Origin of the sequence: Streptomyces sp. NPDC096048, assembly GCF_044763415.1 — a bacterium.
GTDB lineage: Bacteria > Actinomycetota > Actinomycetes > Streptomycetales > Streptomycetaceae > Streptomyces.
The window spans coordinates 474082-498298 of sequence record NZ_JBIWGG010000005.1 but is presented as its reverse complement, the minus strand read 5'-3'; the positions used below and the strand labels follow the sequence as shown (position 1 = coordinate 498298).

General features: G+C 72.9%; 18 protein-coding genes. 7 read left to right on the top strand and 11 right to left on the bottom strand.

Features of this window, described 5'->3' with window-relative positions:
* The first annotated feature begins 111 nt into the window (after window positions 1–111).
* The 4 genes from ACIQ6R_RS16675 (at window position 112) to ACIQ6R_RS16660 (ending at window position 5103) form a co-directional block, all read left to right on the top strand.
* Window positions 112–2355: a glycoside hydrolase family 9 protein gene (locus tag ACIQ6R_RS16675; protein WP_404179079.1), complete on the top strand. Its 2244-nt coding sequence runs from the start codon at window positions 112–114 to the stop codon at window positions 2353–2355.
* 97 nt (window positions 2356–2452) lie between these two features.
* The gene (locus tag ACIQ6R_RS16670; RefSeq protein WP_404178148.1) at window positions 2453–2701 is read left to right on the top strand and encodes a hypothetical protein; all 249 of its coding nucleotides are present in this window, start codon (window positions 2453–2455) and stop codon (window positions 2699–2701) included.
* Between the two features lie 3 nt (window positions 2702–2704).
* Entirely contained in the window at window positions 2705–3082 is a 378-nt protein-coding gene (locus ACIQ6R_RS16665; RefSeq protein WP_404178151.1) for a toxin Doc, read from the top strand.
* 413 nt (window positions 3083–3495) lie between these two features.
* Complete coding sequence (locus ACIQ6R_RS16660; RefSeq protein ID WP_404222027.1) at window positions 3496–5103, top strand: ricin-type beta-trefoil lectin domain protein; 1608 nt, start codon at window positions 3496–3498, stop codon at window positions 5101–5103.
* 260 nt (window positions 5104–5363) lie between these two features.
* On the opposite strand, the gene ACIQ6R_RS16655 is transcribed toward ACIQ6R_RS16660, so the two are convergent.
* Window positions 5364–6533, bottom strand: coding sequence for a lactate 2-monooxygenase (locus ACIQ6R_RS16655; protein ID WP_404222025.1), 1170 nt, complete (start codon window positions 6531–6533; stop codon window positions 5364–5366).
* Window positions 6534–6892: 359 nt separating this feature from the next.
* On the opposite strand from ACIQ6R_RS16655, the gene ACIQ6R_RS16650 reads away from it, so the two are divergent.
* A complete protein-coding gene (locus tag ACIQ6R_RS16650; RefSeq protein WP_404222022.1) occupies window positions 6893–7327 on the top strand; it encodes a protease inhibitor in 435 nt (144 codons plus the stop codon).
* Window positions 7328–7485: 158 nt separating this feature from the next.
* Here the strand turns inward: ACIQ6R_RS16650 and ACIQ6R_RS16645 are convergent, their stop codons facing one another.
* The 9 genes from ACIQ6R_RS16645 to ACIQ6R_RS16605 form a co-directional block, all read right to left on the bottom strand.
* Complete coding sequence (locus ACIQ6R_RS16645) at window positions 7486–7731, bottom strand: CDGSH iron-sulfur domain-containing protein (RefSeq protein WP_404178163.1); 246 nt, start codon at window positions 7729–7731, stop codon at window positions 7486–7488.
* Complete coding sequence (locus ACIQ6R_RS16640; protein WP_404178166.1) at window positions 7712–8356, bottom strand: HemK2/MTQ2 family protein methyltransferase; 645 nt, start codon at window positions 8354–8356, stop codon at window positions 7712–7714. The genes ACIQ6R_RS16645 and ACIQ6R_RS16640 overlap by 20 nt, the downstream gene beginning before the upstream one ends.
* A 30-nt stretch (window positions 8357–8386) precedes the next feature.
* Window positions 8387–9418, bottom strand: a complete 1032-nt coding sequence (locus tag ACIQ6R_RS16635) for an iron-containing redox enzyme family protein (protein WP_404178168.1) — start codon at window positions 9416–9418, stop codon at window positions 8387–8389.
* A 56-nt stretch (window positions 9419–9474) separates the two neighbouring features.
* Complete coding sequence (locus ACIQ6R_RS16630; protein WP_375907968.1) at window positions 9475–9654, bottom strand: hypothetical protein; 180 nt, start codon at window positions 9652–9654, stop codon at window positions 9475–9477.
* A gap of 68 nt (window positions 9655–9722) precedes the next feature.
* Window positions 9723–10733 (bottom strand): Ppx/GppA family phosphatase, encoded by a 1011-nt coding sequence (locus tag ACIQ6R_RS16625; protein WP_404178174.1) that lies wholly within the window; start codon window positions 10731–10733, stop codon window positions 9723–9725.
* 107 nt (window positions 10734–10840) lie between these two features.
* The gene (locus tag ACIQ6R_RS16620) at window positions 10841–13663 is read right to left on the bottom strand and encodes an NHLP bacteriocin export ABC transporter permease/ATPase subunit (RefSeq protein WP_404222020.1); all 2823 of its coding nucleotides are present in this window, start codon (window positions 13661–13663) and stop codon (window positions 10841–10843) included.
* Window position 13664: 1 nt separating this feature from the next.
* Entirely contained in the window at window positions 13665–15887 is a 2223-nt protein-coding gene (locus tag ACIQ6R_RS16615; protein WP_404222017.1) for an NHLP family bacteriocin export ABC transporter peptidase/permease/ATPase subunit, read from the bottom strand.
* Complete coding sequence (locus tag ACIQ6R_RS16610) at window positions 15884–16690, bottom strand: HlyD family efflux transporter periplasmic adaptor subunit (RefSeq protein ID WP_404222015.1); 807 nt, start codon at window positions 16688–16690, stop codon at window positions 15884–15886. Before ACIQ6R_RS16610 ends, ACIQ6R_RS16615 begins: the two co-directional genes overlap by 4 nt.
* 193 nt (window positions 16691–16883) lie before the next feature.
* Window positions 16884–17099, bottom strand: coding sequence for a hypothetical protein (locus ACIQ6R_RS16605; protein ID WP_003978108.1), 216 nt, complete (start codon window positions 17097–17099; stop codon window positions 16884–16886).
* A 567-nt stretch (window positions 17100–17666) separates the two neighbouring features.
* Here ACIQ6R_RS16605 and ACIQ6R_RS16600 point away from each other — a divergent pair.
* Window positions 17667–19016: a S1 family peptidase gene (locus ACIQ6R_RS16600; protein ID WP_404222013.1), complete on the top strand. Its 1350-nt coding sequence runs from the start codon at window positions 17667–17669 to the stop codon at window positions 19014–19016.
* A 301-nt stretch (window positions 19017–19317) separates the two neighbouring features.
* Here ACIQ6R_RS16600 and ACIQ6R_RS16595 read toward each other — a convergent pair whose 3' ends face one another.
* On the bottom strand, window positions 19318–21432 hold the full coding sequence (locus tag ACIQ6R_RS16595; protein WP_404222185.1) for a SpoIIE family protein phosphatase: 2115 nt from the start codon (window positions 21430–21432) through the stop codon (window positions 19318–19320).
* A gap of 263 nt (window positions 21433–21695) precedes the next feature.
* Between ACIQ6R_RS16595 and ACIQ6R_RS16590 the strand changes: the two genes are divergently transcribed.
* Window positions 21696–24152, top strand: coding sequence for a SpoIIE family protein phosphatase (locus ACIQ6R_RS16590; protein WP_404222011.1), 2457 nt, complete (start codon window positions 21696–21698; stop codon window positions 24150–24152).
* Window positions 24153–24217 lie beyond the last annotated feature (65 nt).

The window sequence follows — 24217 nt, the reverse complement described above, 5'->3', positions numbered from 1 at the left end:
CGTTGACGGGATGTCATGTCTCCCACAAGCATGGCCCCCGACCGCATTTGGGAGCGCTCCCATCCATGGTGAGCGCCGCCTCCCCCGAGGAGCCCGGACGTGACAAGACGCCTGACACGACGCAGAACCGCCCTCGTCTCCCTGACGGCCCTGCTGGCGGCGGCCGTCACCGCGCTGCCCGCCGCACCGGCCGGAGCCGAGGAGACCGAGCAGGTCAAGAACGGCACCTTCGACAACGGCACCGAATCCTGGTGGACGAGCAGCAACGTCACCGCGGGCGTGTCCGACGGCCGGCTGTGCGCCGACGCCCCCGGCGGCACCACCAACCGCTGGGACGCGGCCGTCGGCCAGAACGACATCACCCTGGTCGCGGGGGAGTCGTACAAGTTCTCCTTCTCCGCGACCGGCACACCCGCCGACCATGTGGTCCGGGCGATCGTGGGCCTGTCGGTGTCCCCGTACGACACCTACCACGAGGTCAGCCCGCAGCTGAGCGTCTCCGGCAACACCTACTCCTACACCTTCACCGCACCCGTCGACACCACCCAGGGCCAGGTCGGCTTCCAGCTCGGCGGCACCCCCGACCCCTGGCGGTTCTGCGTCGACGACGTGTCCCTGCTGGGCGGTGTGGCGCCCGAGCCGCACGTGCCCGACACGGGGCCGCGGGTCCGGGTCAACCAGGTCGGCTATCTGCCGTCCGGACCGAAGAACGCCACGCTGGTCACCGACGCGACCTCGCGCCTGCGCTGGCAGCTGAAGAACGACGGAGGCCGGGTCGTCGCCCACGGCTGGAGCAAGCCGCGCGGCGTCGACGTCTCCTCCGGGCAGAATGTCCACTCGATCGACTTCGGCCGCTACAAGAACCGCGGCGAGGGCTACACACTGGTCGCCGACGGGGAGACCAGCCGCCCGTTCGACATCGGCTCGGCCGCCTACGAGCGGTTGCGCACCGACTCCGCGAAGTACTACTACACGCAGCGCAGCGGCACCCCGATCCGCGACGACCTGCGCCCGGGCTACGCCCGCCCCGCCGGACACGTGGGCGTGGCACCCAACCAGGGTGACACCGAGGTGCCCTGCCAGCCCGGCGTGTGCGACTACACCCTCGACGTCTCCGGTGGCTGGTACGACGCCGGCGACCACGGCAAGTACGTCGTCAACGGCGGCATCTCCACCTGGGAGCTGCTCAGCACCTACGAGCGCTCGCTGCACGCCCGCACCGGGGAGCCGGCCGGGCTCGGCGACGGCACGCTCGACATCCCGGAGAGCGGGAACAGGGTGCCGGACATCCTCGACGAGGTGCGCTGGGAGCTGGACTTCCTGTTGAAGATGCAGGTGCCGGACGGGCAGCCGCTGGCCGGCATGGCCCACCACAAGATCCACGACGAGGCGTGGACCGGGCTGCCGCTGCTTCCCAGCGACGACCCGCAGAAGCGCGAGCTGCACCCGCCGACCACCGCGGCCACCCTCAACCTGGCGGCGACGGCCGCACAGGCGGCCCGCCTCTACCGCCCCTACGACCGGGAGTTCGCCGCGAAGGCGCTCGACGCGGCCCGCCAGGCCTGGACGGCGGCCCTGGCCCACCCGGACGTGCTCGCCGACGAGAGCGACGGCATCGGCGGCGGGGCCTACCCGGACAGCAAGGTCGACGACGAGTTCTACTGGGCGGCGGCCGAGCTGTACCTGACGACGGGGGAGCGGGACTTCAAGGAGTACGTGCTGAACTCCCCGGTCCACACCGCCGACATCTTCGGCCCGCTCGGCTTCGACTGGGCCCGCACCGCGGCGGCGGCCAGGCTGGACCTGGCGACCGTACCCAATCGGCTCCCCGGCCGGGACAAGGTACGCCGCTCCGTCGTCCAGGGCGCCGACCAGTACCTGGCCACGCTCAAGGCGCATCCCTACGGCATGCCCTACGCCCCCGAGGACAACGTCTACGACTGGGGCTCCAGCCACCAGATCCTGAACAACGCGGTCGTCCTCGCCACCGCCTACGACATCACCGGCGGCTCGAAGTACCGTGACGGCGCCCTCCAGAGCATGGACTACATCCTGGGCCGCAACGCGCTGAACATGTCGTACGTCACCGGCTACGGCGAGGTCAACGCCCACAACCAGCACAGCCGCTGGTACGCCAAGCAGCTCGACCCGGCGCTGCCCGCCCCGCCCGACGGCACCCTGTCCGGCGGACCCAACTCGAACATCCAGGACCCCTACGCACAGAGCAAACTCCAGGGCTGCGTCGCCCAGTTCTGCTTCATCGACGACATCCAGTCCTGGTCGACCAACGAGCACACCATCAACTGGAACGCCGCACTGGCCCGGATGGCCTCCTTCGTGGCGGACCAGAGCTGACCGCACCACCGCGCCGCCGCCTCCCGCGGTACCGCCGTAGCGCTGCTCTGACCTGCGGATATTTACGGGTCAGTACCCGCGCGGTACCGTGGGAGGCATGCCAGCTCTGAACGTGGAGTTCAGCGACCGCGAGCTCGAGGACCTGCGGCAGATCGCCAAGGAACGCGGTACGTCGATGAAGGCGCTCGTGCGGGACGCCGCCGCCGCCGACATAGCCCGGCACCGGGCGCTGCAGGAGGGGGCCGAGGCCTTCCGCCGCTTCTTCACCGCCCACGCCGACGAGTTCGCGGCCGCCTTTCCCGACGACGAACCACCGCCCGTCAGGGGCGAGGGGCGGGCCGCCTGACCCATGGCGCCGGTCCTGCACATCGACGTGCCCTGGCTGCTCCAGCGCCATGAGGAAGTGCTGCCGGAGCAGCCCACCGTCAACGACTTCTCCGCGCTGGTCGCCGCCGTCGCCCGGCACCGCGTCGACCCGCCCCGCCTCGGGGTGGACTCCGACCCTGCCTGGCGGGCCGCCGCTCTGCTGCACACGCTCGCCGTGCTCAAGCCCCTGCCCTCGGCCAACGCCCGCTTCGCCTGCGCGACGGCCGTCGCCTACATGTTCGCCAGTGGCGTCGGCATCGACCCGCCCTACGGCGCCCTGGTCGACCTCGCGCGTGACCTGATGTCCGGTGGGGCCGACGTCTACGGCGCGGCCGACCGGCTGCGCTCCTGGCAGATCTGAGGCCTGGCGGTAGGCGCGGCCGTTTCTCAGGGGCCACCGACCGAGGGCGGGAGGACAGTCCACTACGGCGGGGCGTGCGTGGCGCACCGGCGCGTGCGGGTGTTTCGCACAGGGCGCGGGGAGAAAGCAGAAAGCCGGTGCCGGCTGCATGAGTTGCCGCGGAATCTGACCTTCTTTCAAAGGGCGGCTCATGTTGCCCGGTCGCCTTGTTGACCATGAGTGGTTTGTGCGAGAGTGAAGCACCCGTGCGGGGGGTGAAGGCCGGGTCTCGCACGCGTCTTGATGAGCCGGGTCCGATTTCGCCGTGGCGAATTCACGCTCCCCACACCGCGCCAAAAGGTATACACCAATCCGGATTCCTTTTCGGCGATCAGAACTTCTGAGTCACCTGCGTGTGGGAAGGAAACATCTCAGTGCCCACCCCCCACCCCCCTCGACCCGCGTACCCGCCGTCCGGCGGGGGCCCCGGAGAGTCCGACGAGTCCCTGGCCGCGCGGCTCAGGGACGGCCCGGAGAGCGCGGCGGCCCAGACCGCCGCGCTGCTGATGGCACGCCACTGGCAGCCGGCCCATGACTACGCGACCATCTGCCTCGCCACGTCTTCCCAGGTCACCGCCATGGTCACCGCCGCCGCCTGGCACCGGGTCCTGGACCGGCTCGCCGAGGGCGAGCCCGCCACGGCCCTGCGCCCGCGACTGCTGGTGGCCGTACGGGACACGGTCCGCCAGTGGTCCGCCGACGACGGGATATCCGGCGTTCTTCCGCACCTGCTCAAACCTGCCGGCGGACGTGGTATGCGGGCGGCGAAGTCCCTGACTCCGGAAAACCGAACGCTTGCCGCACGGGCATTCGCTTCCCTTCCCGGACCGGCCCGTTGTTTGCTGTGGCACACGGAGGTCGAGGGTGAGCCCATAAGCGTCCCGGCCGGTCTGCTCGGCATGGATACCGACACCGCGTCGGCCACACTCGAACAAGCGCGTGAGAAATTCCGCGAGGGTTGTCTGCAGGCACATCGGCAACTCGCACCGAACCAGGACTGCCGCTTCCACAGCCGTCTCCTCGACGTCCCGATTCGCCGGGGCGGCGCCCTGCTGCCGGACGTGCGGAAACATCTGGCGGACTGCCGCCACTGTCGGCACGCGGCCGAACAACTCAGCCACTTCGAGCGTGAGTTGGGAACGCTGATCGCCGAAGCCGTGCTCGGCTGGGGCGCCCGGCGCTATCTCGACTCCCGTCCGGGGCGCGCGACGCTGGGCGCGCTCGCCAAGGGCGCCGCCCGGCACCGCGGCGGACGCCCCGGGCTGCGGGCCCGGATCCCCGTTCCCGTGCGCGGGGTGCCGGGCCGGCCGCGTTCCGGCCGGTCGGTGCTCAGGCAGTTCGGCGCCGCCTCGGCCGGGGTGCTGGCGATCGTGCTCGTGGTGAGCGTGTGGTCCTACGACGGCGGCGGCGCCGATCCGGCCGCCTCCACCAGTGCCGTCGGCGGCGACGGCGCCACGTCCGGGACCAGCCGTCCGAAGCCGCCCGACGCGGCCGGGCTGCCCACGGCGGCGGACAGGGCGCGCCTGCGCAACGTCGCCGCGGACCTGTGCCTCGACGTCCGGGGCGAGCCGAGGGCCGGCGCGGGCGCCCGGCTGGCGCGGTGCTCCGAGGCGTGGACCCAGCAGTGGACCTACGAGGACGACGGGCTGCTGCGCAGCGTCGCCGACCCGGGGCTGTGTCTGGACTCGCAGGCGGACGCCGGAGTCGTCGTTCTCGGTACCTGCGCCGACGAGGGCACCGAGCGGGGCGACGACGTGCGCTACGACCTGACCGGACAGGGGGAGCTGGTGCCGCGCCGGCAGAAGCAGCTCGCCCTCGACGCCACCACGGGTCGCCCGGACGCCGACATAGTCGTCAAGGTGCGTGACGGCTCCGACGGCCAGCGCTGGCGGACCGACCCGGTACCGACGGCGGAGGGTTCCCTGTCGATCGCCGGTACCGGCGCCCCGGACGCCCGGCGGGTCGAGCTGCCGGACAGCTGAGGCGGGCCGGGCGACGCCCGGTGCGTTCGGACGGCGCTCAGCAGGGGCGCGGGGTCGGATCGGATCAGACGTGCGCCTACCGCCGCGTCGGTGTGCCCGGCCACGACGGTCCCGCGGTCGACGCACCGGTCGTCCCCCGAACCCGCGCCCGCGACCGGAACCCGCACCGCGATGACGGCGGCGAGCCCCGCGCCGGCGGCACGGTCGCCCGCGGGGCGGGCCGCCCGCGGGGTGGGTCGGCCGTGCGTACGCCTTCCGGGTCAGGCGGGATCCTCGACGAGGTCCGCCGGGCCGGGGGTGGCCGGAGAAGCGTGCCCGGACAGGGCCAGGGTGAGGTCGAGTTCGGCGAGCAGGCAGCGGATCACGTGCTCGACGCCCGCCTGTCCGTCGAGACCCAGGCCGTAGACGTAGGGGCGACCCAGGAGCACCGCTCGCGCGCCGAGCGCGAGCGCCTTGAAGACGTCGTCACCGGTGCGGACGCCGCTGTCGAACAGCACGGTGAGCCGGTCGCCGACCGCCTCCACCACGCGCGGCAGGGCATCGGCCGCCGCGACGGAGCCCGCCACCTGACGGCCGCCGTGGTTGGAGACCACCACGCCGTCCATGCCCGCGTCGGCGGCGAGCCGGGCGTCGTCCGGGTGCAGGACGCCCTTGAGGACGATCGGGCCGTCCCAGTTCTCCCGCAGGAACGCCAGATCCGGCCAGGTCTTGGCGGGATCGGAGAACATGCCGACGAAATGCATCACCGCGGCGTTCGGGTCCTCGTGCACCGGCTTCGCCAGGCCCGCCAGGAAGGCGGGGTCGGAGAAGTAGTTGGCGGTGCCCACCCCGTGCAGGAACGGCAGATACGCCTGGTCGAGATCGCGCGGGCGCCAGGACAGCAGCGGCGTGTCCAGCGTGACGAACAGCGCGCTGTATCCGGCCGCCCTCGCCCGGTCCAGGAAGCTGCGGGCCACCTCGCGGTCCTTCGGCCAGTACAGCTGGAACCAGCGCTCGGCGTCGCCCATCGCCTCGGCGACCTGCTCCATGGGCGTGCTCGACGCCGAGGACAGGATGTACGGCACGCCCTGCGCGGCCGCGGCCCGGGCGGCCGCCGGCTCCGCTGCCGGATGCATGACCGACAGGACACCGACCGGCGCCAGCGCCAGCGGAGCGGGCAGGGGACGGCCCAGCACCTCGACCGAGAGATCGCGTGCGTGCACGTCCCGCAGCATGCGCGGGACGATCCGGCGCCGGTCCAGAGCCGCCCGGTTGGCGCGCGCGGTGCTGCCGTCACCCGCGCTGCCCGCGACGTACCCGACGGGACCGGGGCCGAGGCGTCGCTCGGTGAGTTCCTCCAGCCGGGTCAGGTCCGTGGGCAGCCGCGGCACGGCACCCGTCATCCCGTTGAGATAGATCTCGTACTGGAAGTCCGCCCAGTGCTTCGCCATCCCCAGCCACCGTCTCTCGTCGTCGAGTTCGCGCCGTCAGACCATACCGATGAGTACGCGAGGGGCCGTCAGTCAGGGGAACGGTCATGTTTCAGGGGTGTTTCAGGCCTATTGGCGAAGGAGCGGATCACGCCATCCGGCCAGTTCATGCCTCAATAACCGATCAAGAACCGCCCCGTTCCGGACTTGGAACGTTCGAATTCCGTGACTTCGCGCCACTGATTCAATACGCAAGGTTACCGAAACCCGTGGGGTCGAGATGAGTTTCGGCGACGGACTCGGCAGACTCGCGCTCGCCGTTCCGGCACCGACCGAGCCGGTCCGGCGACACCCTCATATCGAGCGGAAGGATGCACACAATGCGGAACACCGCGCGCTGGGCAGCGACTCTGGGCCTGACGGCCACCGCCGTCTGCGGGCCCCTCGCCGGGGCCTCCCAAGCCTCCCCGGCCACCGCCCCCGCGTCGCTCTACGCCCCCTCGGCCCTCGTGCTGACCGTGGGGCACGGAGAGAGCGCTGCCACCGCCGCACCGGTACGCGCGGTCACTCTGACCTGTGCTCCGGAGGCCTCCGGGACCCATCCCGCCGTCGAATCGGCCTGCGCGGAACTGCGCGGCGTGCGCGGCGACTTCGACGCCCTGACCGCGGACCACGGCGTGCTGTGCACACGGGAGTACGCCCCCGTGGTCGTCACCGTCGACGGGGTCTGGCAGGGCCGGCACGTCTCCTACGAGCGCACCTTTGCCAACGAGTGCGTGAAGAACGCGGGCAGCGCGAGCGTCTTCACGTTCTGAGGACCGGGACCGCCCGGCCCGTGCGGCGTGACCGGCGGCTCGCTACTGGGGAGTGCGAGCGCCTCCGTACGGATCCAGCGGTCCCGCACCGGGAGCGGCGGACGGAGTGGGGCCGTCCGCCGTTCTCCCGGAACGAGGGGCAGACAGGACGGGGACCGTCAGCCCGGCGCCGGCCCGTCACCCGTGCCGGACGACCTGGCGCGGTGGCTGGTGTCGCACCAGGGGAAGCGCCGGCTGCGGCGACAGGTGCACAGGGCGACCCGGAAGCGGTCGGACGACACCGTCGTCCCGTCCTCCAGCTCCACCTCCACCGGACCTTCCACCAGCAGTGGCCCCCGGCGCTGGACCTTGATCCGGCGCGGGGTGGCGGACGGGCGGGGGGCGTCAGACGGGGAGTTCGGCACGGACGACCACCAGTTCCTCCTCGTTCTCGGTCAGGGCCAGCAGCCCGCGCTGCCGCAGCCAGCGCTCCCGGCCGCGCACCACGGGACCGAACGCGATCCGCTGCCGGCGGGTCACCGCGGCCTTCAGACCCGCCTCGCGCAGCAGCCCGACGGTCCGCTCGGGGTCGCTGAGCGCCGACTGCACCAGCAGCAGCACACCGCCCGGACGCAGCAGGGCGGGCACCTCCCCGCAGATCCGGTCCAGGACCAGTCGTCCGTCGTGGCCCGCGTCCCAGGCCCGTGCGGCACCCCGCGGCCGGCGGCCGGCCCCCGGCGCCGGTACGTACGGCGGATTGGCCAGCACGAGGTCGAACGACTCACCGCGTACGGGCGTGAAGAGGTTGCCGTGCCGGACGCGGATCCGCAGCCCGGCCCGCGCGGCGTTCACCCGGGCGGCGCACACCGCACGCCACGACACGTCCACCGCGGTCACCCGCGCACCCCGCCGTGCCGCCGCCAGGGCCAGGGCGCCCGTGCCGGTCCCCACGTCGAGTACGGCCGCGCCCGGTGGGAGCGACTCGTCGGACAGCGCCCCGGCCAGCAGGGCGGTGTCCTCCTGAGGGGCGTAGACGCCCGGTAGCACCATGAAATTCACGGAACCCACGTACCCCGGCAGTCACGGAATATGGGAGGTTTCGGAAGGTTCGCGGTGCGGGTCGGGCAGTGCCGTGCGCAGGGACGACCGGCCGGCCCGCCAGTCGGCGAGCAGCCGGGCGCCGAAGCGGTCCTCGACGTGGCCGGTGGCCTCGATGCCGAAGACGACGTCCGCCGCGAGGTGCGGTTCCTGCTCCAGCAGGCCGTCGATCACCTCGTGCCGCACGATCTGCTCGTGCACCGCGTCGGCCTCGACGTGCTCGTCGTAGAAGTGCTCGGCGGCGGGCCCGGCGCCGGTGCGGCGCATCGCCTCGGCGAGCCGCCGGGAACCGGGCGACGAGGTGATCTCGACCGCCGCGAAATGGCCCACCAGGGCGCCGCGCAGAGCACGGTGCAGGCCGAACAGGGACATCATGTTCACCGTGGCCAGGCACTCGGCGGAGGCCGCGTCGAGATGGCGCCCGTACGTGGTGTCCAGACCCAGGTCCGTCATCAGGTCGGCGAACAGGCGGGCGTGCACCCGGTCGGGCCGGCCACCGCCGTACTCGTCGAACTCCACCGCCGCCATCGCCGCCTTCGCGCGCCCCCACAGCCGGGGCAGCACCCAGGCGTGCGGGTCGGCCTCCTTCAGGTGGTACAGGGAGCGCTGGGCCGCGTACTCGCGCAGGTGCCACAACTCGCCCTCGTCCCGCAGGAAGTGGCTGACGCCCTTCCCGTCGACCGGCTCGACGAGCAGCGCCCCGACCGCTTCCTCCACGCTGTCGTGGGCCCGGGTGTCGGCACGCAGCGCGGACAGGAAGCGGTGCTCCAGCGCGGCCCGGGTGCGCAGCAGGTCGGGGTCCCATTCGAGGCCGGGGGAGACACCGGCGAAACCCCGGTAATGCAGCTCGTAGCACTGGTACAGGGCGAGCTGCAGGTCGTCGCCGTACGCCGGCGCGGCGGTGACGGACTCCGTACCGGGCAGCGGGCCCGCCCCGAGCAGATAAGCGCCGACGGCCGCGGAGAGCGGGCCCCGGGCCGTCGGCAGCTGTGGTCCTTCGCGGTCGTACTCCATGGCGCCGCGAGTACCCGGACACCGCCGTGGCACCCCCGTTCGCGCGCGGTCCCGCCTCACTCTCCCTCGGAGTCCTGCTGGGCCCCGGTGTTCGGCGAGGTGGCGTCGCCCGCCTCACCCCGGTGCGGGCCCTCGTCGGACTCCGCGTCGCGGGGCCTGGACTCCTTGATCTCGCGCAGCACCTCCTCGATGGCGGTCTCGGGCTGCTTGTCGCTGCGGTCGCCGTCCTGGGACACGAATGCCTCCTCTTCCTCGTACCGTTCGGTCGTGTGTTCGCGGCTCGGGCACGGCCCGTTCCGCGTGGTCAGCCGGGCGTGGTCGCGATGCGCAGGGGCATCGGAGCGGGGACGGCCACCTCGTCGTTGCGGCGGATGACCTCCGCCCACCAGGACGGGCCGTCCTCGATGTGGCGCAGCAGGATCCCCTCACGGATCGCCCAGGGACAGAGCGTGACCGTTTCCAGTCCGGTCAGCTTCATGGCGGTGTGCCCGACCACCGCCCCGGCCAGACTCTGCGTCGCCCGCGGGGCCGAGATGCCGGGCAGCCGGGCCCGCTCGGCGGCGCTCAGGGCGGCCAGCCGACCGACCGCCTCTCCCAGGTCCGAGCAGCGCATCCGCCGCTCCACGAAGGGACCGTGCCGGCCCGGCAGCGCCCCGCACAGCCGTCCCAGCTGCTGGAAGGTCCGCGAGGTGGCCACCGCGGTACGCGGCCCCTCCCAGCGGATCCGCGCCGCGACGTCCCGCAGCTGATGGCGGACCTTGCGGCGCAGTGCCCGGACCTGCTCCGGCTCCGGCGCGTCCTCGCCGCCCGCGAGGAACTCGTGGGTCAGCCGGGCCGCGCCCAGCGGCAGCGAGGCCACGAAGTCGGGCAGCCGGCCGCGGCCGAAGGCGATCTCCAGTGAGCCGCCGCCTATGTCGAGCAGGGCGAGCGGTCCGGCCCGCCAGCCCATCCAGCGCCGGGCCCCGAGGAACGTCAGCTCCGCCTCCACCTCGCCCGGCAGAGTGCACAGGGCGATGCCCGTACGGGCCCGGACGGTGCGCAGTACCTCGAGGCGGTTGGGCGCCGCGCGCACCACGGCGGTCGCGAAGGCCAGCGGGTCGGCCGCCCCCCAGCGGGCCGCGGTCCGGTTCGCGTCGGCGACCGCCTCCACGAGCCGCTCCACGGCCTCCTCGGGGACCGGGCCCCCCGGCTCGACCTGCTCGGACAGCCGCAGCCGCCACTTCGCGGTGTGGACCGGCAGCGGCACCCCGCCCTCCGCGTCCGCCACCATGAGCCGGACCGTCTTCGACCCCACATCCACCACGCTGATACGCATGAAGGCGCAGGTACCCATTTTGGCGCCGGTCCAACGGTCACCGGGGCGGGACGGCCGGAAACCGGACGGTCCGGAGCACGGGCCTTGCCGCCGTCCCGGCAACCCTGTCAGGCCAGCTGTCGCCGCACCAGCTCGTGCAGCCGGCCGCCGGTGTCCGCGAGCAGCTCGGCGGGCGGCCCCTGCTGGGCGACCTTGCCGTCCTCCATCACGATCACGCGGTCGGCGTCCAGCACCGTGGACAGACGGTGGGCGATGACGATCCGGGTGGCGTTGAGGGCCTTGGTGGACTCGATCACCGTGCGCTGCGTCTCGTTGTCCAGGGCGCTGGTCGCCTCGTCGAAGAAGAGGATGCGCGGCCGGCGGATCAGCGCCTGCGCGATCATCAGCCGCTGCCGCTGGCCCCCGGAGACCGCCCCGCTGCCCGAGACGATCGTGTGCAGGCCCATCGGCATCCGCTTGATGTCCTCCGCGAGCCCCGCCATCTCGGCCGCCGCCATCGCCTCCTCCGGCGTGTACGGCTCGGTGCCGCAGATGACGTCCAGGATCGAGCCGGTGAACGGCTGCGCGTGCTGGAGCACCACCCCGCACTGCCGGCGCACCGCCGACTGGTCGAGGGCGGCGAGGTCCTGGCCGTCGTACAGGACGCTGCCCGACAGCGGCCGGTCGAAGCCGATGAGCAGCCGCAGCAGGGTCGACTTGCCGCAGCCGCTGGGACCGACGACCGCCACGAACTCGCCCGGCCGGATGCCGAAAGACACGTCGTCCAGGACCAGCGGCCCGTCGTCGGTGTACCGGAACGACAGCCGCCGCGCCTCGATCGCCCCGGACAGCGGCCCCGGCCGGCTGCTCCCCGTGCGCACCTCGGGCGTGGCGTCCAGGACCGGCCTGATCTCCTCGAACAGCGGCAGCGCGGCCACCGCCGACACGAACGCGCCGGTCAGCTGGGTGACCGAGGTGAGCAGCATCGTCACCGCCGCGTTGAAGGTGAGGAACTCGGCCGCCGACATCGAGCCGCGTGCCGGACCGGCCAGCAGCATGAACATCAGCAGCGTGCACAGCGGCAGGTACACCGCGCCGAGCACGGCGTTCAGGTTCTTGACGCGCCCCGCCTGCTGCTGGAGCTCACGACTGCGCGCGAACTGCTCCGCCCACGCCGCGTAGGCGTAGTTCTCGGCCGCCGCGACGCGCAGCTTGGGCAGTCCGCGCAGGGTCTGGAACGCCTGGTTGTTCAGTCTGTTGGTGAGTTTGACCAGCCGCCGCTGCCAGCGCACCTGCCACAGCCCGAGCCCCAGGAACACGGCGGCGACCACCACCAGCATGCCGATCGCCGCGAGCGCCATCGGCACGCTGTACCAGAGCAGCAGCCCCAGGTTCATCGCCCCGACGGTCACCGACTGGGCCACCGTCGGACCGACACCCGCCAGCAGCCTGCGGATCGCGCTGATGCCCATCGCCGCGCTGGCCAGCTCACCGGTGGAACGCTCGCTGAAGAACTTCGTCGGCAGCCGCAGCAGCCGGTCCCACACCGCGGGCTGGAGGGTCGCCTCCACCCGTCCCTCCAACCGCAGGATGGTGAGGTTCTGCATCAGCATGAAGGCCGCCGCGACGACGCTGCTCAGCATCACCGCGAGACAGACCTGCACGATCAGCCCGGTCTGCGCCTTCGGCACGAACTCGCCCAGCACCTTGCCGGTCGCGATCGGCACCAGCGCGCCGAGTCCCACCGTCACCAGTCCGGCGAGCAGCAGGCCGGTCAGATCACCGCGCGTGCCCCGTATCCAGAACCGCAGCAGCCGCAAAGGGCTGAGCCGGCGCTCGGGCAGCGGCCGGTAGAACATCACCGCACGCGGTTCGAACTCCTCGGCGTTCGCCTTCTCGACCGGCGTCTCGCGGCCGGTCGCGGGGTGGACGGCCACGTAGCCGCCGCGCCGCCACAGCAGCGCCACCGGCGCCCCCGACAGGGCGCGGTGACCGATCAGCGGCCCGACGTCGTCCCGCCACCAGCGGCCGTCCAGCCGCACGGTGCGGGTGCGCACGCGCGAGGCGACGGCGACCCGCTCCACCGGGTCGAGCCGGTCGCTCTCCGTGCCGTTCCGCGCGGGCTCCGCGAGCGGGATCCCGGCGGCGCGGGCGACGAGCCCGCAGGCCGCGTACGTGGCGTCGGCGTCGGCGGCCGTGGTGCGCTTGTCCGACCGCTTGCCGATGGAGGCCAGCAGCGTCCGGTCGGCCCGGGCGCGTACCGCCTCACCGGCCTTGATGCCGGCCGCCGTACGGGTCTCGTGGGTGCGTTCCAACTGCTCGATCCAGCGGTCCAGCGTGGTCAGCAGCCGGTACTGCTGGTCGACCATGCTCTGCCACAGCGCGGGGTCCATCAGCAGGTCGGCGGCCGCCTCGTCGCCGTACAGCGACCCGTACTGCACGCTCCCCGGTGGGACCTGCATCCAGAAGACGTCGTCGTCGGTGGGCGCCGCGGCCCGTTCGGTCGCCATCGGCGCCTGGAAGAGAACGGTCAGACTGCGGCCCACTCCGAGGGCGAGGGCGTACTCCAGGGGACTCGTCGTGGGCGGTACGTACTGGGGGTTGCCGTACTCGTCGTAGGACCACGTCTGGGTGCCGGCCGACTGGTACAGCTCGCGCAGCCCGATGCGATGCACCACGCAGTCCCGCAGCGGACGCGCGACCAGTGTGTGCTGGGGCCCGGCGACCGGCCCGAGCAGCACCGAGCCCGCTTCCAGACGGCCCAGGTGGTGCCAGTGGCCCTGTTCCTCGGCGTCGACCGCGAACAGGTCGACCGCGCCGGACGCCACCAGCCACAGCACCTGCGGACCCTCCAGGTCCAGGCGGTTGAAGCCGGCGCAGTCGACGCGGGTGCCCAGCGAGCCGAGCGCTCCGAGGACGAGGTCGCCCTGCCCTTCGTGCACGGTCGTCATCTCACCGCTCCCTGACCAGCGCCGCGTACGCGCCACCGTGCGCGACCAGTTCCCCGTGCCGCCCGCGCTCCACGACGGTGCCGTGCTGGAGGACGACGATCTCGTCGCTGTCCCGTACGGTGCTCAGCCGGTGCGCGATCACCACGCAGGCACAGCCGCGCCGGCGCAGGTTGTCCATGACCACCAGCTCGGTCTCCGCGTCCAGGGCGCTGGTCACCTCGTCGAGGACGAGAATGCTGGGCCGGCGCACCAGCGCCCGCGCGATCTCCAGGCGCTGGCGCTGTCCGCCGGAGAAGTTCCGGCCGTCCTGCTCGACCCTGCTGCGGATACCGCCCGGGCGGCGCATCACCACGTCGTACAGCGCGGCGTCCCGCAGGGCGTCCACCACCGCGTCGTCCGGGACCGACGGGTCCCACAGCGCCACGTTGTCGCGGACGGAGCCCTCGAAGAGGAACACGTCCTGGTCGACGAAGGAGACGGAGGACGCCAGCGCCCCGCGCGGGATGTCCTCGAGGCGCCGGCCGTCGATGCGGATCACGCCGTCCCAGGGGGCGTACAGCCCCGAGATCAGCCGGGACACGGTGGACTTGCCGCTGCCCGAGCCGCCCACCAGGGCCACCTGCTGCCCCGGCCCGACGGTCAGGTCGAAGCCGGTGAGCAGGGGCTTGTCGAGCGGGTTGTAGCCGAAGGAGACGTTCTGCAGTTCGACGTGGCCGTGCAGCCGCCGGGTGGATTCGATCCCGCCGGGACGGTCGTAGAGCGGGTCGGCGCGGAAGTTCTCCACGTCCTTCAGCCGCGCCACGTCGGCCGCGAAGTCCTGGATGCGGCCCGCGACACCGTTCAGCCGGGTCAGCGGGGCCGTGAAGCGGACCACCAGCGCCTGGAAGGCGACCAGCAGGCCGACCGAGATGTGTCCCTCGACCGCCCGCATGCCGCCGATCCACAGGATCAGCCCACTGTTGAGCGTCGCGAGCGTCGGCGCGACCACGCCCAGCCAGGCGCTCGGCACGCCGAGCCGCTGCTGCTCCTCCAGAGTGGTGGCGTGCTGCCCCGCCCACTTGCGGAAGTAGCCGTCCTCACCGCCGGTCGCCTTCATCGTCTCGATCAGTTGGAGGCCGGTGTACGCGGTGTTGGTCAGCCGCGCCGTGTCCGCGCGCAGCTTCGCCGTACGGGTCGCGCGCAGCTGGATGACGACGCGCATCGCGAGGATGTTGAGCAGCGCCACACCGATGCCGACGAAGGTGAGCTGGGGGTCGTACGTGTACAGCAGCACGGCGTACAGGACGACGACGATCACGTCGACGCCCGCCGCGGCGAGGTCGCGGGCCAGCGTCTCGGCGACGGCGTCGTTGGACTGGAGGCGTTGTACCAGGTCGGCCGGACTGCGCTGGGAGAAGAAGGTCACCGGCAGCCGCAGCAGGTGGCGCAGGAAGCGGGCGCTGGAGAGAGTGGAGGAGATGATGCGGCCGTGCAGCAGGTTCGCCTGCTGGAGCCACGTCAGCACCACCGTGAGCAGCACACAGGCGCCCATCGACGCGAACAGCACGCCGAGCAGCGAGGTCTGCCCCCCGATCAGGAACATGTCGATGTAGGTGCGGCTGAGCGCGGGCACCGCCGCGCCGACCGCCACCAGCAGCAGGCTCGCCAGCAGGGCGGCGGGCAGCGTGCCCGCGGTGCCGCGCAGCCGGGCCGGCATCGCGCCCAGCACGCCGGGTCTCCGGCCGCCCCGGGTGAAGTCCTCGCCGGGCTCCATGGTCAGCACGACCCCGGTGAAGGACCCGTCGAAGTCCTCCAGGGAGACGAAGCGGCGGCCCTTGCCCGGGTCGTTGATGAACACCCCGCGGCGGCCGAAACGGCGCCCCACGCCGTCGTAGACGACGTAGTGGTTGAACTCCCAGAAGAGGATGGCCGGCGCCGTCACCTCGGCGAGGGCGGCCAGGTCCATCTGCATGCCCTTGGCGGTGAGGCCGTAGCCGCGCGCGGCCTTGAGCAGGTTGCTGGCGCGCGAGCCGTCCCGGGAGACACCGCAGGCGATGCGCAGTTCCTCCAGCGGGACGTGCCGGCCGTAGTGGCCGAGCACCATCGCGAGCGAGGCGGCGCCGCACTCCACGGCCTCCATCTGGAGGACGGTGGGGGTACGGACGGTCTTCGCCCGGCTCCTGGGCACCCTGCGCTTCGGCGGGGCGGCGCGGCGTCTGCCCCGGGTCTCCTGTGCGGTGCTCACGGCAGCAGCCAATCGACGGGACGCTCGTCGGCCAGCCGGATGGAACCGGTGGCCATGGTCATGGAGGTCAGGTCGAACGGCGGCCCGTCCGCGGACGACCACTCGTAACCGCTCTTCGTGGACTTCGAGGTGTCCAGCCGAACCGTCACGGCCACCGGCCTGCCCTCCTTGGTGAACTGCTCGCCGAGTTGGCTGTCGCCGAGGAACGCGCCGATCGTCTGCGCCGACTGCACCGAGCGGTCGACCGACTTCACCTTCCCGTGCAGAACGCCGTACTGCTGCGTCGGCACGGACTGGACGGTCAGGTCGACCGAGGCGTGGGCGGGGATGGCGGCGGCCTTCTCGGCGGGGACGTAGACGGTGGCGTAGAGCGGGTCGTCCGCGTGGGCGACCTTCTCGACGGAGGCGACGTTCGCACCGGTCTGGATGATCTGCCCGACGGTGGCGGCGAGCGCGCTGACCCGGCCGGCGTCGACCGTGCGGACCACGGTCTCGCCCTCGCTGGTACGCACCTTCAGCACGGGGGAGTCGGCGGCGAGCCGCTCACCCTGGCGCGCGAGGACGGCGGTGACCTGGCCGGAGACCGGGCTCTGCAGCAGGTAACTGCCCTGTCCGTGCGTGAGGATGGCGGGCGCGCCGACCGTGGAGGCCACCGAGCCGCTCACCGCCCACACGGAGGCGGCGGCCATCGCGACCACGGTCACGGACAGCACCAGCCAGCCCTGCGGGCGGGCGAAACGCACCGGAAGGTCGAGTTCTTCTGGTGACTGGAGTTTTGCGAGGGCCTGTTGGCGGAACTGCACGTCGGACGTATCCCAGAGTTTCCGGAGAGCCGCGGAGAAGAAGGCGCGGAGAAGGAGTCGCGGAGAAGAAGCCGCGGAGTGGATGCCGCAGAGAGAGCTGCAGAGAAGTAGCGGCGGAGAAACAGCCGCGGGAGAACGGCCGAGAAGTCCCGGAGCCTGGATGGCTCCGGGACTCAGCGGCACATGGGCGCGATCAGAGACCGGCGACCAGGCCCGTGACCGGGGCCGTGTTCAGGCCGGTGACACCCTCGACGGTGCCGACGGCGGTGTTGAGCAGGCCGGAGACCGGGGCGATGCCGTCCACCAGGCCGGTGACGGTGCCGACGGCGTTGACGTTCAGACCGCCGGAGACGTTGTCGAGGTCGGCGTCGGAGATCTCGACGGTCTCAACCTGGGGGGTGGAGTTCATGATGGAACTTCCCTTCGTATAGCCATTTTCACAAGGGGGGAGCGGCCCCCTCTGGGGACAGATGACGGCCGCGACCGCAGGCGCCGGGCGCCCCTTTCCGGAGCCCTCCGCGGCCCCCGCGGTGCGATGGATCAAAGCACGCGGCCGGTCCGCGCTTCCAATCAATCACCCGCCCCACCAGGGCACTTGCAACGCCCGGGCGTCCAACCGTGCAGGAGCGGGCACGCCTTCGCGGCGACTTCTTCACACGAGGCGCGACATCGTCCCGTGCGACCCCTTGCCGGTACGGAGGCGAATCCGGCACACCCGCCCCAAAGGCGTGCGCGGCGCTTCGGATTTGTGCAGATCCCCCAACGAGGATGACTGGGTTGGGCATTCGATGTGCAGATTCGCTGAAGCATGCATTCCGCTCCGTGATCGGAACGGAACGTCGCCGGCCGATTGCGGAGTGTGCCGATCCGGTGCGATTGAACGGCCCGTCCGGCCCGTGCGTACCAACAGCCATCCAGGCGCCCCCAACAGCTGCCGGACCGGCGGCACGGACCCCGTCCCAGGAGGTCGAGAAGGTTGAGTCACAAGCGAATTCCGAAGCGCAAGGCCGCGATGGCGGCAGGCGGTGTGGTGGCGCTCGGCGCGGCCGCCATCCTGCTGCCGAACGCCAACGCCTCGCAGGACGGCGGGTCCTCGGACGACGCCGCGGCGGCGCCGAGGACCCTGAAGGCGGGGGACGCGTCGGATCTCGCCTCGCAGCTCGCCGGTCTGCTCGGCGACGCCTTCGCCGGGTCCTACTACGACGCGGGCGAACAGCAACTCGTCGTCAACGTCGTACCCGGCGACAACAACCAGGTCATCGTGCAGGCGAAGAAGGCGGGCGCGGACGTCCGCGAGGTCGAGAACAGCATGGGCGAGCTGCGGACCGGCGCGCAGACGCTGAAGTCCGAGGCGACCATCCCGGGTACCTCGTGGGCGATCGACCCGCGCACCAACAAGATCCTGGTGACCGCCGACAGCACCGTCACCGGCGCCTCCTGGGACCGGCTGGAGTCCACCGTCGAGAACCTCGGCTCCGGCATGGCGACCATCAGGAAGTCCGAGGGCACCTTCAAGACCTTCGTGTCGGGCGGCGACGCCATCTTCGGCGGCGGCGCGCGCTGCTCCCTCGGCTTCAACGTCACCGCGGGCGACGGCTCACCCGCCTTCCTGACGGCCGGTCACTGCGGTGTCGCGGACGACCAGTGGTCCGACGCGCAGGACGGACAGCCGATCGCCACCGTCGACCAGGCGGTCTTCCCCGGTGAGGGCGACTTCGCGCTCGTCACGTACGACGACCCCGCCACCGAGGCGCCGAGCGAGGTCGACCTCGGGGACCAGACCGTCCAGATCAGTCAGGCCGCGGAGGCGACGGTCGGGCAGCAGGTCTTCCGCATGGGCAGCACGACCGGACTGGCCGACGGCCAGGTCCTCGGCCTGGACGCCACCGTCAACTACCCCGAGGGGACGGTCACCGGCCTCATCCAGACCGACGTGTGCGCCGAACCCGGCGACAGCGGTGGCTCCCTCTTCACCCAGGACGGCCTCGCGATAGGCCTGACCTCAGGCGGCAGCGGCGACTGCGCGGTCGGCGGCGAGACCTTCTTCCAGCCGGTCACCACGGCCCTGGAAGCCGTCGGCGCCACCCTCGGCGGCGACGCGGCGGGCGGCGCGGGTGAAGAGGCGGGCGGTGAGGAGGCCGGCACGGGTGACCAGGCCGGCGGCGAAGAGGCCGGGGGCGGCGACGCCGTCGGCGGCGGCGGTGACGATGCGGGTGGCGCAGGTGCCGGGGACGGCGTCGGGGACGCCGGTGACGGTGCCGGTACCGGGAACGCAGGTGACGGCACGGGCACCGGCAGCGGGAACGGCTCCGGCCTGACCGGCTGATTCGCAGGCCCCGCACTTCCGGCTCCGGCTCGGGACCACCGACCGGCTCCTCACGGAACCGGTCGGCGGTGAGCGGTCCGGCCCTCCGGCGGGAGGACCGGGCCGCACATGCCGTCCCCATGCCCGCCCCCTCATCCCCACGCGCCGCCGCTCTCCTCCAGGCCAGGGCCCCGCGCCGCGCGTCGCCCCACCCTCTTCCCGGCCCCGTTCTAGGTCAGGGCCCGCCCCGCCCTCGACCCAGCCCCGCCCATGGCAGAGCCCCACTCACGCCCCCGCCCGCCCCGCCGGCCAGGCGCCCGCGTCACTCGCGAGCCCGCAGCAGCATCAGCGCGATGTCGTCGGGGCGTTCCTCCGCGCCCGCCTCGTGGCCCACCAGATGGTCGGCGAGCTCGTCCAGCGTCAGGTCCCCGGCGTCGGACAGCCGGTGGGCCAGGTCGGCGAGGGCATCCTCGAAGTCGACGTCGGGGGACTCCACCAGGCCGTCGGTGTAGAGGACCAGCAGGGAGCCGGGGGCGAGAGCGACCTCCGTGCGGGGGTACTCGGCCGCGGGGTCGATGCCCAGCAGGGGGCCGCCGGGGACGTGCAGCACCCCGACCTGCCCGTCAGGACGGCGCAGCAGCGGCGGTGGGTGACCCGCGCGGGCCAGCACCGCCCGCCCGCGCCCCGGGTCGAGCCGCAGGTACAGCGCGCTGACGAACAGCTCGGTCCCGAGGTCGATCAGCAGCCGGTTGGTGCTGCGCACCACCTCCTCGGGCGTCTGGCCGACGGCCGTGTACGCACGGACCGCGGTGCGGACCTGTCCCATCAGCCCGGCCGCGGTCACATTGTGACCCTGGACGTCCCCGATCACCGCCGCCGCCGTGTCCCGGGCCGGTACCAGGTCGTAGAAGTCGCCGCCGATGTCCATGCCCCGGCTGGCGGGCAGATAGCGGGCGGCGGCCTCGATACCGGGCAGCGCGGGCAGCGAGTGCGGCAGCAGGGCCTCCTGCAGCCCGTGCGCCAGCCGGTGCTTCGCGTCGTAGAGCAGGGCCCGGTCCAGGGCCTGCGCCACCAGCCCGGCCAGGCTGGTCAGGATCGCCCGCTCCTCCGTCGTGAAGGAGTGCGGGCGCTCGTAGGCGAGCACACAGGTGCCCACCGGCCGCCCCGAGGCGATCAGCGGCAGGAAGGCCCAGGCCGCGAAGCCGTCGTGCGTACCCCGTCGCGCCGGGTACAGACGCTCCAGCTGCTCCCAGGACTCGAAGAACGCGGGCACCCCCGTCCGGAGGACCTGCGCGCCCGGGATCCGCTCGGTCAGCGGCGTACCGTCGAAGCGTTCCGCGTTGCGCCGGTCCGGATAGCCGCGGTGCCCCAGGACGTGCAGCCGGCCGGCCCGCGAGCCGAGGACGACCAGGCCCTGGCTGCCCACGGTCGGGGCGATCTCGTCCGCGATCAGCTGCACCACGTCCTGCACACCCACCGCCTCGGACAGCGCGCCGGTCAGACCGACCACCTGGGAGATGGTCACCAGCCGTGGCGGGGCGCCCTCGTCCGGCACCGGATCGGCGGAGCCCGGCCGCGACACGCCCCGAGCCCGGCTGATGCGGACGCTGAGCCCGGTCCGGGTCGGATACAGCCGGAACGACAGCCAGTCGCCGGGCGGGCGCAGCGCGACGAAGGACGTGGGGTGCTGGCTGAACAGCGCGGCCCGGTACCGGTCTTCGTACACGGGGTCGTTGAGCCACGGCACCGACGTCCACAACTGCGTGCCCAGCAGTCCGGCGACCGGTACGTCCAGGAGCTCGGCCGCCGCCGGGTTGGCGAAGCCGACCCGCCCGTGCAGGTCGAGGGAGCACAGCCCGTACGGCAGGCGCCCCACCATCCGCACGGCCTCCAGCGAACCGAGCGTGCCCGGGGCGCCCCCGACCACCGGGGCGGCCAGCAGATCGGGCTCGGGGTGCACGGGGATACTCGCCGCGGCCGCCCGCTCCAGCCGCACCGCCAGGCGCTCGCAGGCCGCCGTCAGATGGACGCGCTCCCGGTCGGACAACTCCGGGGTGCGCGTACCGGGCCAGGTCAGGAAGACCGCGCCGTACGCCGTGGACCGGGTCGCGACCGGCAGCGCGACCAGCGCGAACGGATAGGGCAGGACCACCGCGACCCGGGGATACCGCCGCGCCATCTCCTGCTCGTCGCCGACCCAGATCAGCCGCCGCCCACGCACCGCGTCGGCCACCGGCACCCGCGCGTGCAGCGTCACCCGTTCCCAGGGCGCCGCGAACGCCCTCGGCAGCCCCGCCATCACCGCCATCTCCAGCACCGGAGGATCGGCACCGAGCAGATACACCGCCCCGGAGTGCGCGTGGACGTCCTCCATCATCGCGGCCAGCGCCATGGACAGCACCGGATGGCCGCCCGACGCTCTCGCGTCCACGGGCATCGGCGAGGTCGACCCATCGTCGGACACACCGACCACCTCCTCGCCCGGGCGCCCTTGACCCCGGGTTCAAATCTCCTCCCCGAGAGCCCGCCGCGCACGGCGAGCGCCGTACCGGCGCGTTCCCGCGGCGCGAGCGGGGCGTGGTTCCGCACCCTCGCCGAGTGCGGCCCGCACCGCGCCCGCGCGTCCTTCCGGACGACTGATCGCCGCGTTCCCCGTCCGCAGGGGCTGCGCAGGTGTCCCATAAGCGCTGTAATGGCGGCGTGGTCAGTGAGGGCGCTGCGGAACGCGGATCGAGAACGCTGCGTGCCGAGGGTGCCCTGAAGGCGATCGCGTCCGGCCCGGACCCGGGCGAGCGGCTGCGCCGCGTCCTCGAACAGGCGCTGGTCTTCGCGGGCGCCTCCTTCGTCGCCCTCTACACGCCCGGCGAGAACCGGGAGCTGCTCTGCCTGGTCGAGTCGGCCGGCGTGCCGCGAACCCTGTACGGGGTGCGCGACAGCTATCCCGCGTCCGGCGGCTCCCCGGTCGCCGACGCCCACCGCGGCGGGAGGCCGGTCTGGCTCGGGCCCGAGGAGTTCGCCGGATCGGCCGAGTCGCGGCGCGTGCCGTCGAGCGGCTTCTCCCTCGCCACCCTGCCCGTCCACGGGGACGGCGGCGGCTGTCTCTTCGCCCTGACCGAACGCCCGCAGGGCTTCGACGGCGACGACCGTGCCTGCCTCGAACTGGTGGCCGACGCCGTGGCCTGCCCCGCCCCGGCCGCGGTCGCCGAGGGAGCGGAGCTGCGGCCGGGCGCCTTCACCCTGGCCATGGACACCGGCCGGGTCGATATCGGCGACGACGTCCTGCGCCTGTTCGGACTCGCCCCCGGCGCGTTCGACGGCAAGGTCGAGACCCTGCTCGGCCTGACCGTGCCCGAGGACCTGCCCTCGCTGATGTCGGTGACGGAGGCCGACCACATGTCCATCGGCGATCGCGAGCTGGAGTTCCGGGTGCTCCAGCCCACCGGCCCGCCCAAGTGGCTCCGGCTGAGCGGACGCCTGCTGCCCGGCGGCGAGGGCCAACCGGCCCGCCTCGTCGGTACCGTCGCCGACGCCTCCACCCTGCGCCCCGACGTGACCGACGTGGCCCGCGTCCAACGGCTGGCCGCCGCGCTGGCCACCGCCGGCACCGTCCGGGACGTCAGCCAGGCCGTGGTCGCCGCGCTGCGCAGGCCGCTGCGCGCCGACCGGATCGCGCTGGCCGAACTGGAGAACGACCGGCTCGTCGTCACCGTCCTGGACCCGCCCGAGCCCGAGTCCTGGCCCGAGCTGTGGCGGCTGGAGTGGCGCACCGAGTGGCCCGACGCGCCCGTGCGGGCCATGCCCACCCTCGCCGCCGCGCTGCGCGAGGGCCGGGCCCGGATCTGGCCCGCCGGCACCGGCGACCTGGAACCCGCCCTCGCCGACGTCGGCCCCGGAGGCCTCGCCGTCCTGCCACTGCCCGCCGGCGGTCGCATGGCCGGCGCCTGCCTGATCGGCTGGGACACCCCGCACGACTTCGGCCCCGACGAACGCGCCCTGCTCACCGCGTCGGCCGGCCTCGCCGGGCAGGCCCTGATGCGCGCCCACGCCTTCGACGCCGAGCACGAACTCGTCGGCATGCTCCAGCGCCAGCTGCTGCCGCGCCGCCTGCCCAGACTGCCCGGCGCGGTCGCCGTCGCCCGCTACCTGCCCAGCACGGCCGGACTGGAGCTGGGCGGCGACTGGTACGACGTGATCCCGCTGCCCGACCACCACGTCGCCCTCGTCATCGGCGACGTCCAGGGCCACAGCGCCGGCGCCGCCACCCTCATGGGCCAGATGCGCACGGCCCTGCGCGCCTACGCCGTCGAGGGCCACCCACCGGACGTGGTCGTCTCCCACGCCAACCGGCTGCTGGTGGACATGGAGAGCGACCTCTTCGCCACCTGCGTCTACGTCGACCTCGACATGGAGGAGGGTTCCGCCTGGTGCGTCCGGGCCGGACACCTGCCGCCGGTGCTGCGCCACTCCGACGGCACGACGGAGATCGCGGAGGTGGAGGGCGGCCCGCCGCTGGGCGTGGTGACACAGGCCGACTTCCCGATGAGTCCGCTGCGGGTGCGGCCCGGCACGCTGATCGGCCTCACCACGGACGGCCTGGTGGAGTCCCACGACGCCGACATCGACGAGGGCATGGAACGGTTCGCGCACGCCCTGGCCGCCTCCGACCCCGCTCACCTCGGGCTCGTCGCCGACGCCCTGCTCGGCGACGCCCGTCGCAGCGACGACGTGGCCCTGCTGCTGGTGCGCTACGACGGTATGGCCCTGCGCCCGCTGCGGGAGAGCTGGTCGGTGTGGCGGCTGCCCGAGGCCGTACGGCACGCCCGCCGCTTCACCCGCCGCACCCTGCGCTCCTGGGGAGTGCCGGACGACGACATCGACGGCGTCCTGCTGATCGTCTCCGAACTGGTCACCAACGCCCTGGTGCACACCGACGGCAAGGTCCGCCTCGACCTCACCCTGATCGGCGGCCGGCTGCGCGTCGCGGTCGCCGACGCCTCGCCCCGTACGCCCGTCAAGCCGACCAGCATCGGCTGGGAGGCGACGGGCGGGCGCGGCATCCTCCTCGTCGAGGCGATGTCGGCGACGTGGGGGACGCTGCCGGTCAGCGGGGGCAAGCAGGTCTGGAGCGAGATCCCCCTGCGCCGCGCCCCGCGATAGGTTGCCGCCGCCCCTTCGCCGGGTACCCGGCCCGCCACACCACGAGCGAGGGAACGAGGGATCAC

Coding starts and splice junctions, on each gene's coding strand:
- ACIQ6R_RS16670 (WP_404178148.1), top strand. CDS start 2,453: ATGCCAGCTCTGAACGTGGAGTTCAGCGACCGCGAGCTCGAGGACCTG.
- ACIQ6R_RS16665 (WP_404178151.1), top strand. CDS start 2,705: ATGGCGCCGGTCCTGCACATCGACGTGCCCTGGCTGCTCCAGCGCCAT.
- ACIQ6R_RS16655 (WP_404222025.1), bottom strand. CDS start 6,533: ATGGCGAAGCACTGGGCGGACTTCCAGTACGAGATCTATCTCAACGGG.
- ACIQ6R_RS16650 (WP_404222022.1), top strand. CDS start 6,893: ATGCGGAACACCGCGCGCTGGGCAGCGACTCTGGGCCTGACGGCCACC.
- ACIQ6R_RS16640 (WP_404178166.1), bottom strand. CDS start 8,356: ATGGTGCTACCGGGCGTCTACGCCCCTCAGGAGGACACCGCCCTGCTG.
- ACIQ6R_RS16635 (WP_404178168.1), bottom strand. CDS start 9,418: ATGGAGTACGACCGCGAAGGACCACAGCTGCCGACGGCCCGGGGCCCG.
- ACIQ6R_RS16625 (WP_404178174.1), bottom strand. CDS start 10,733: ATGCGTATCAGCGTGGTGGATGTGGGGTCGAAGACGGTCCGGCTCATG.
- ACIQ6R_RS16620 (WP_404222020.1), bottom strand. CDS start 13,663: ATGACGACCGTGCACGAAGGGCAGGGCGACCTCGTCCTCGGAGCGCTC.
- ACIQ6R_RS16605 (WP_003978108.1), bottom strand. CDS start 17,099: ATGAACTCCACCCCCCAGGTTGAGACCGTCGAGATCTCCGACGCCGAC.
- ACIQ6R_RS16595 (WP_404222185.1), bottom strand. CDS start 21,432: ATGCCCGTGGACGCGAGAGCGTCGGGCGGCCATCCGGTGCTGTCCATG.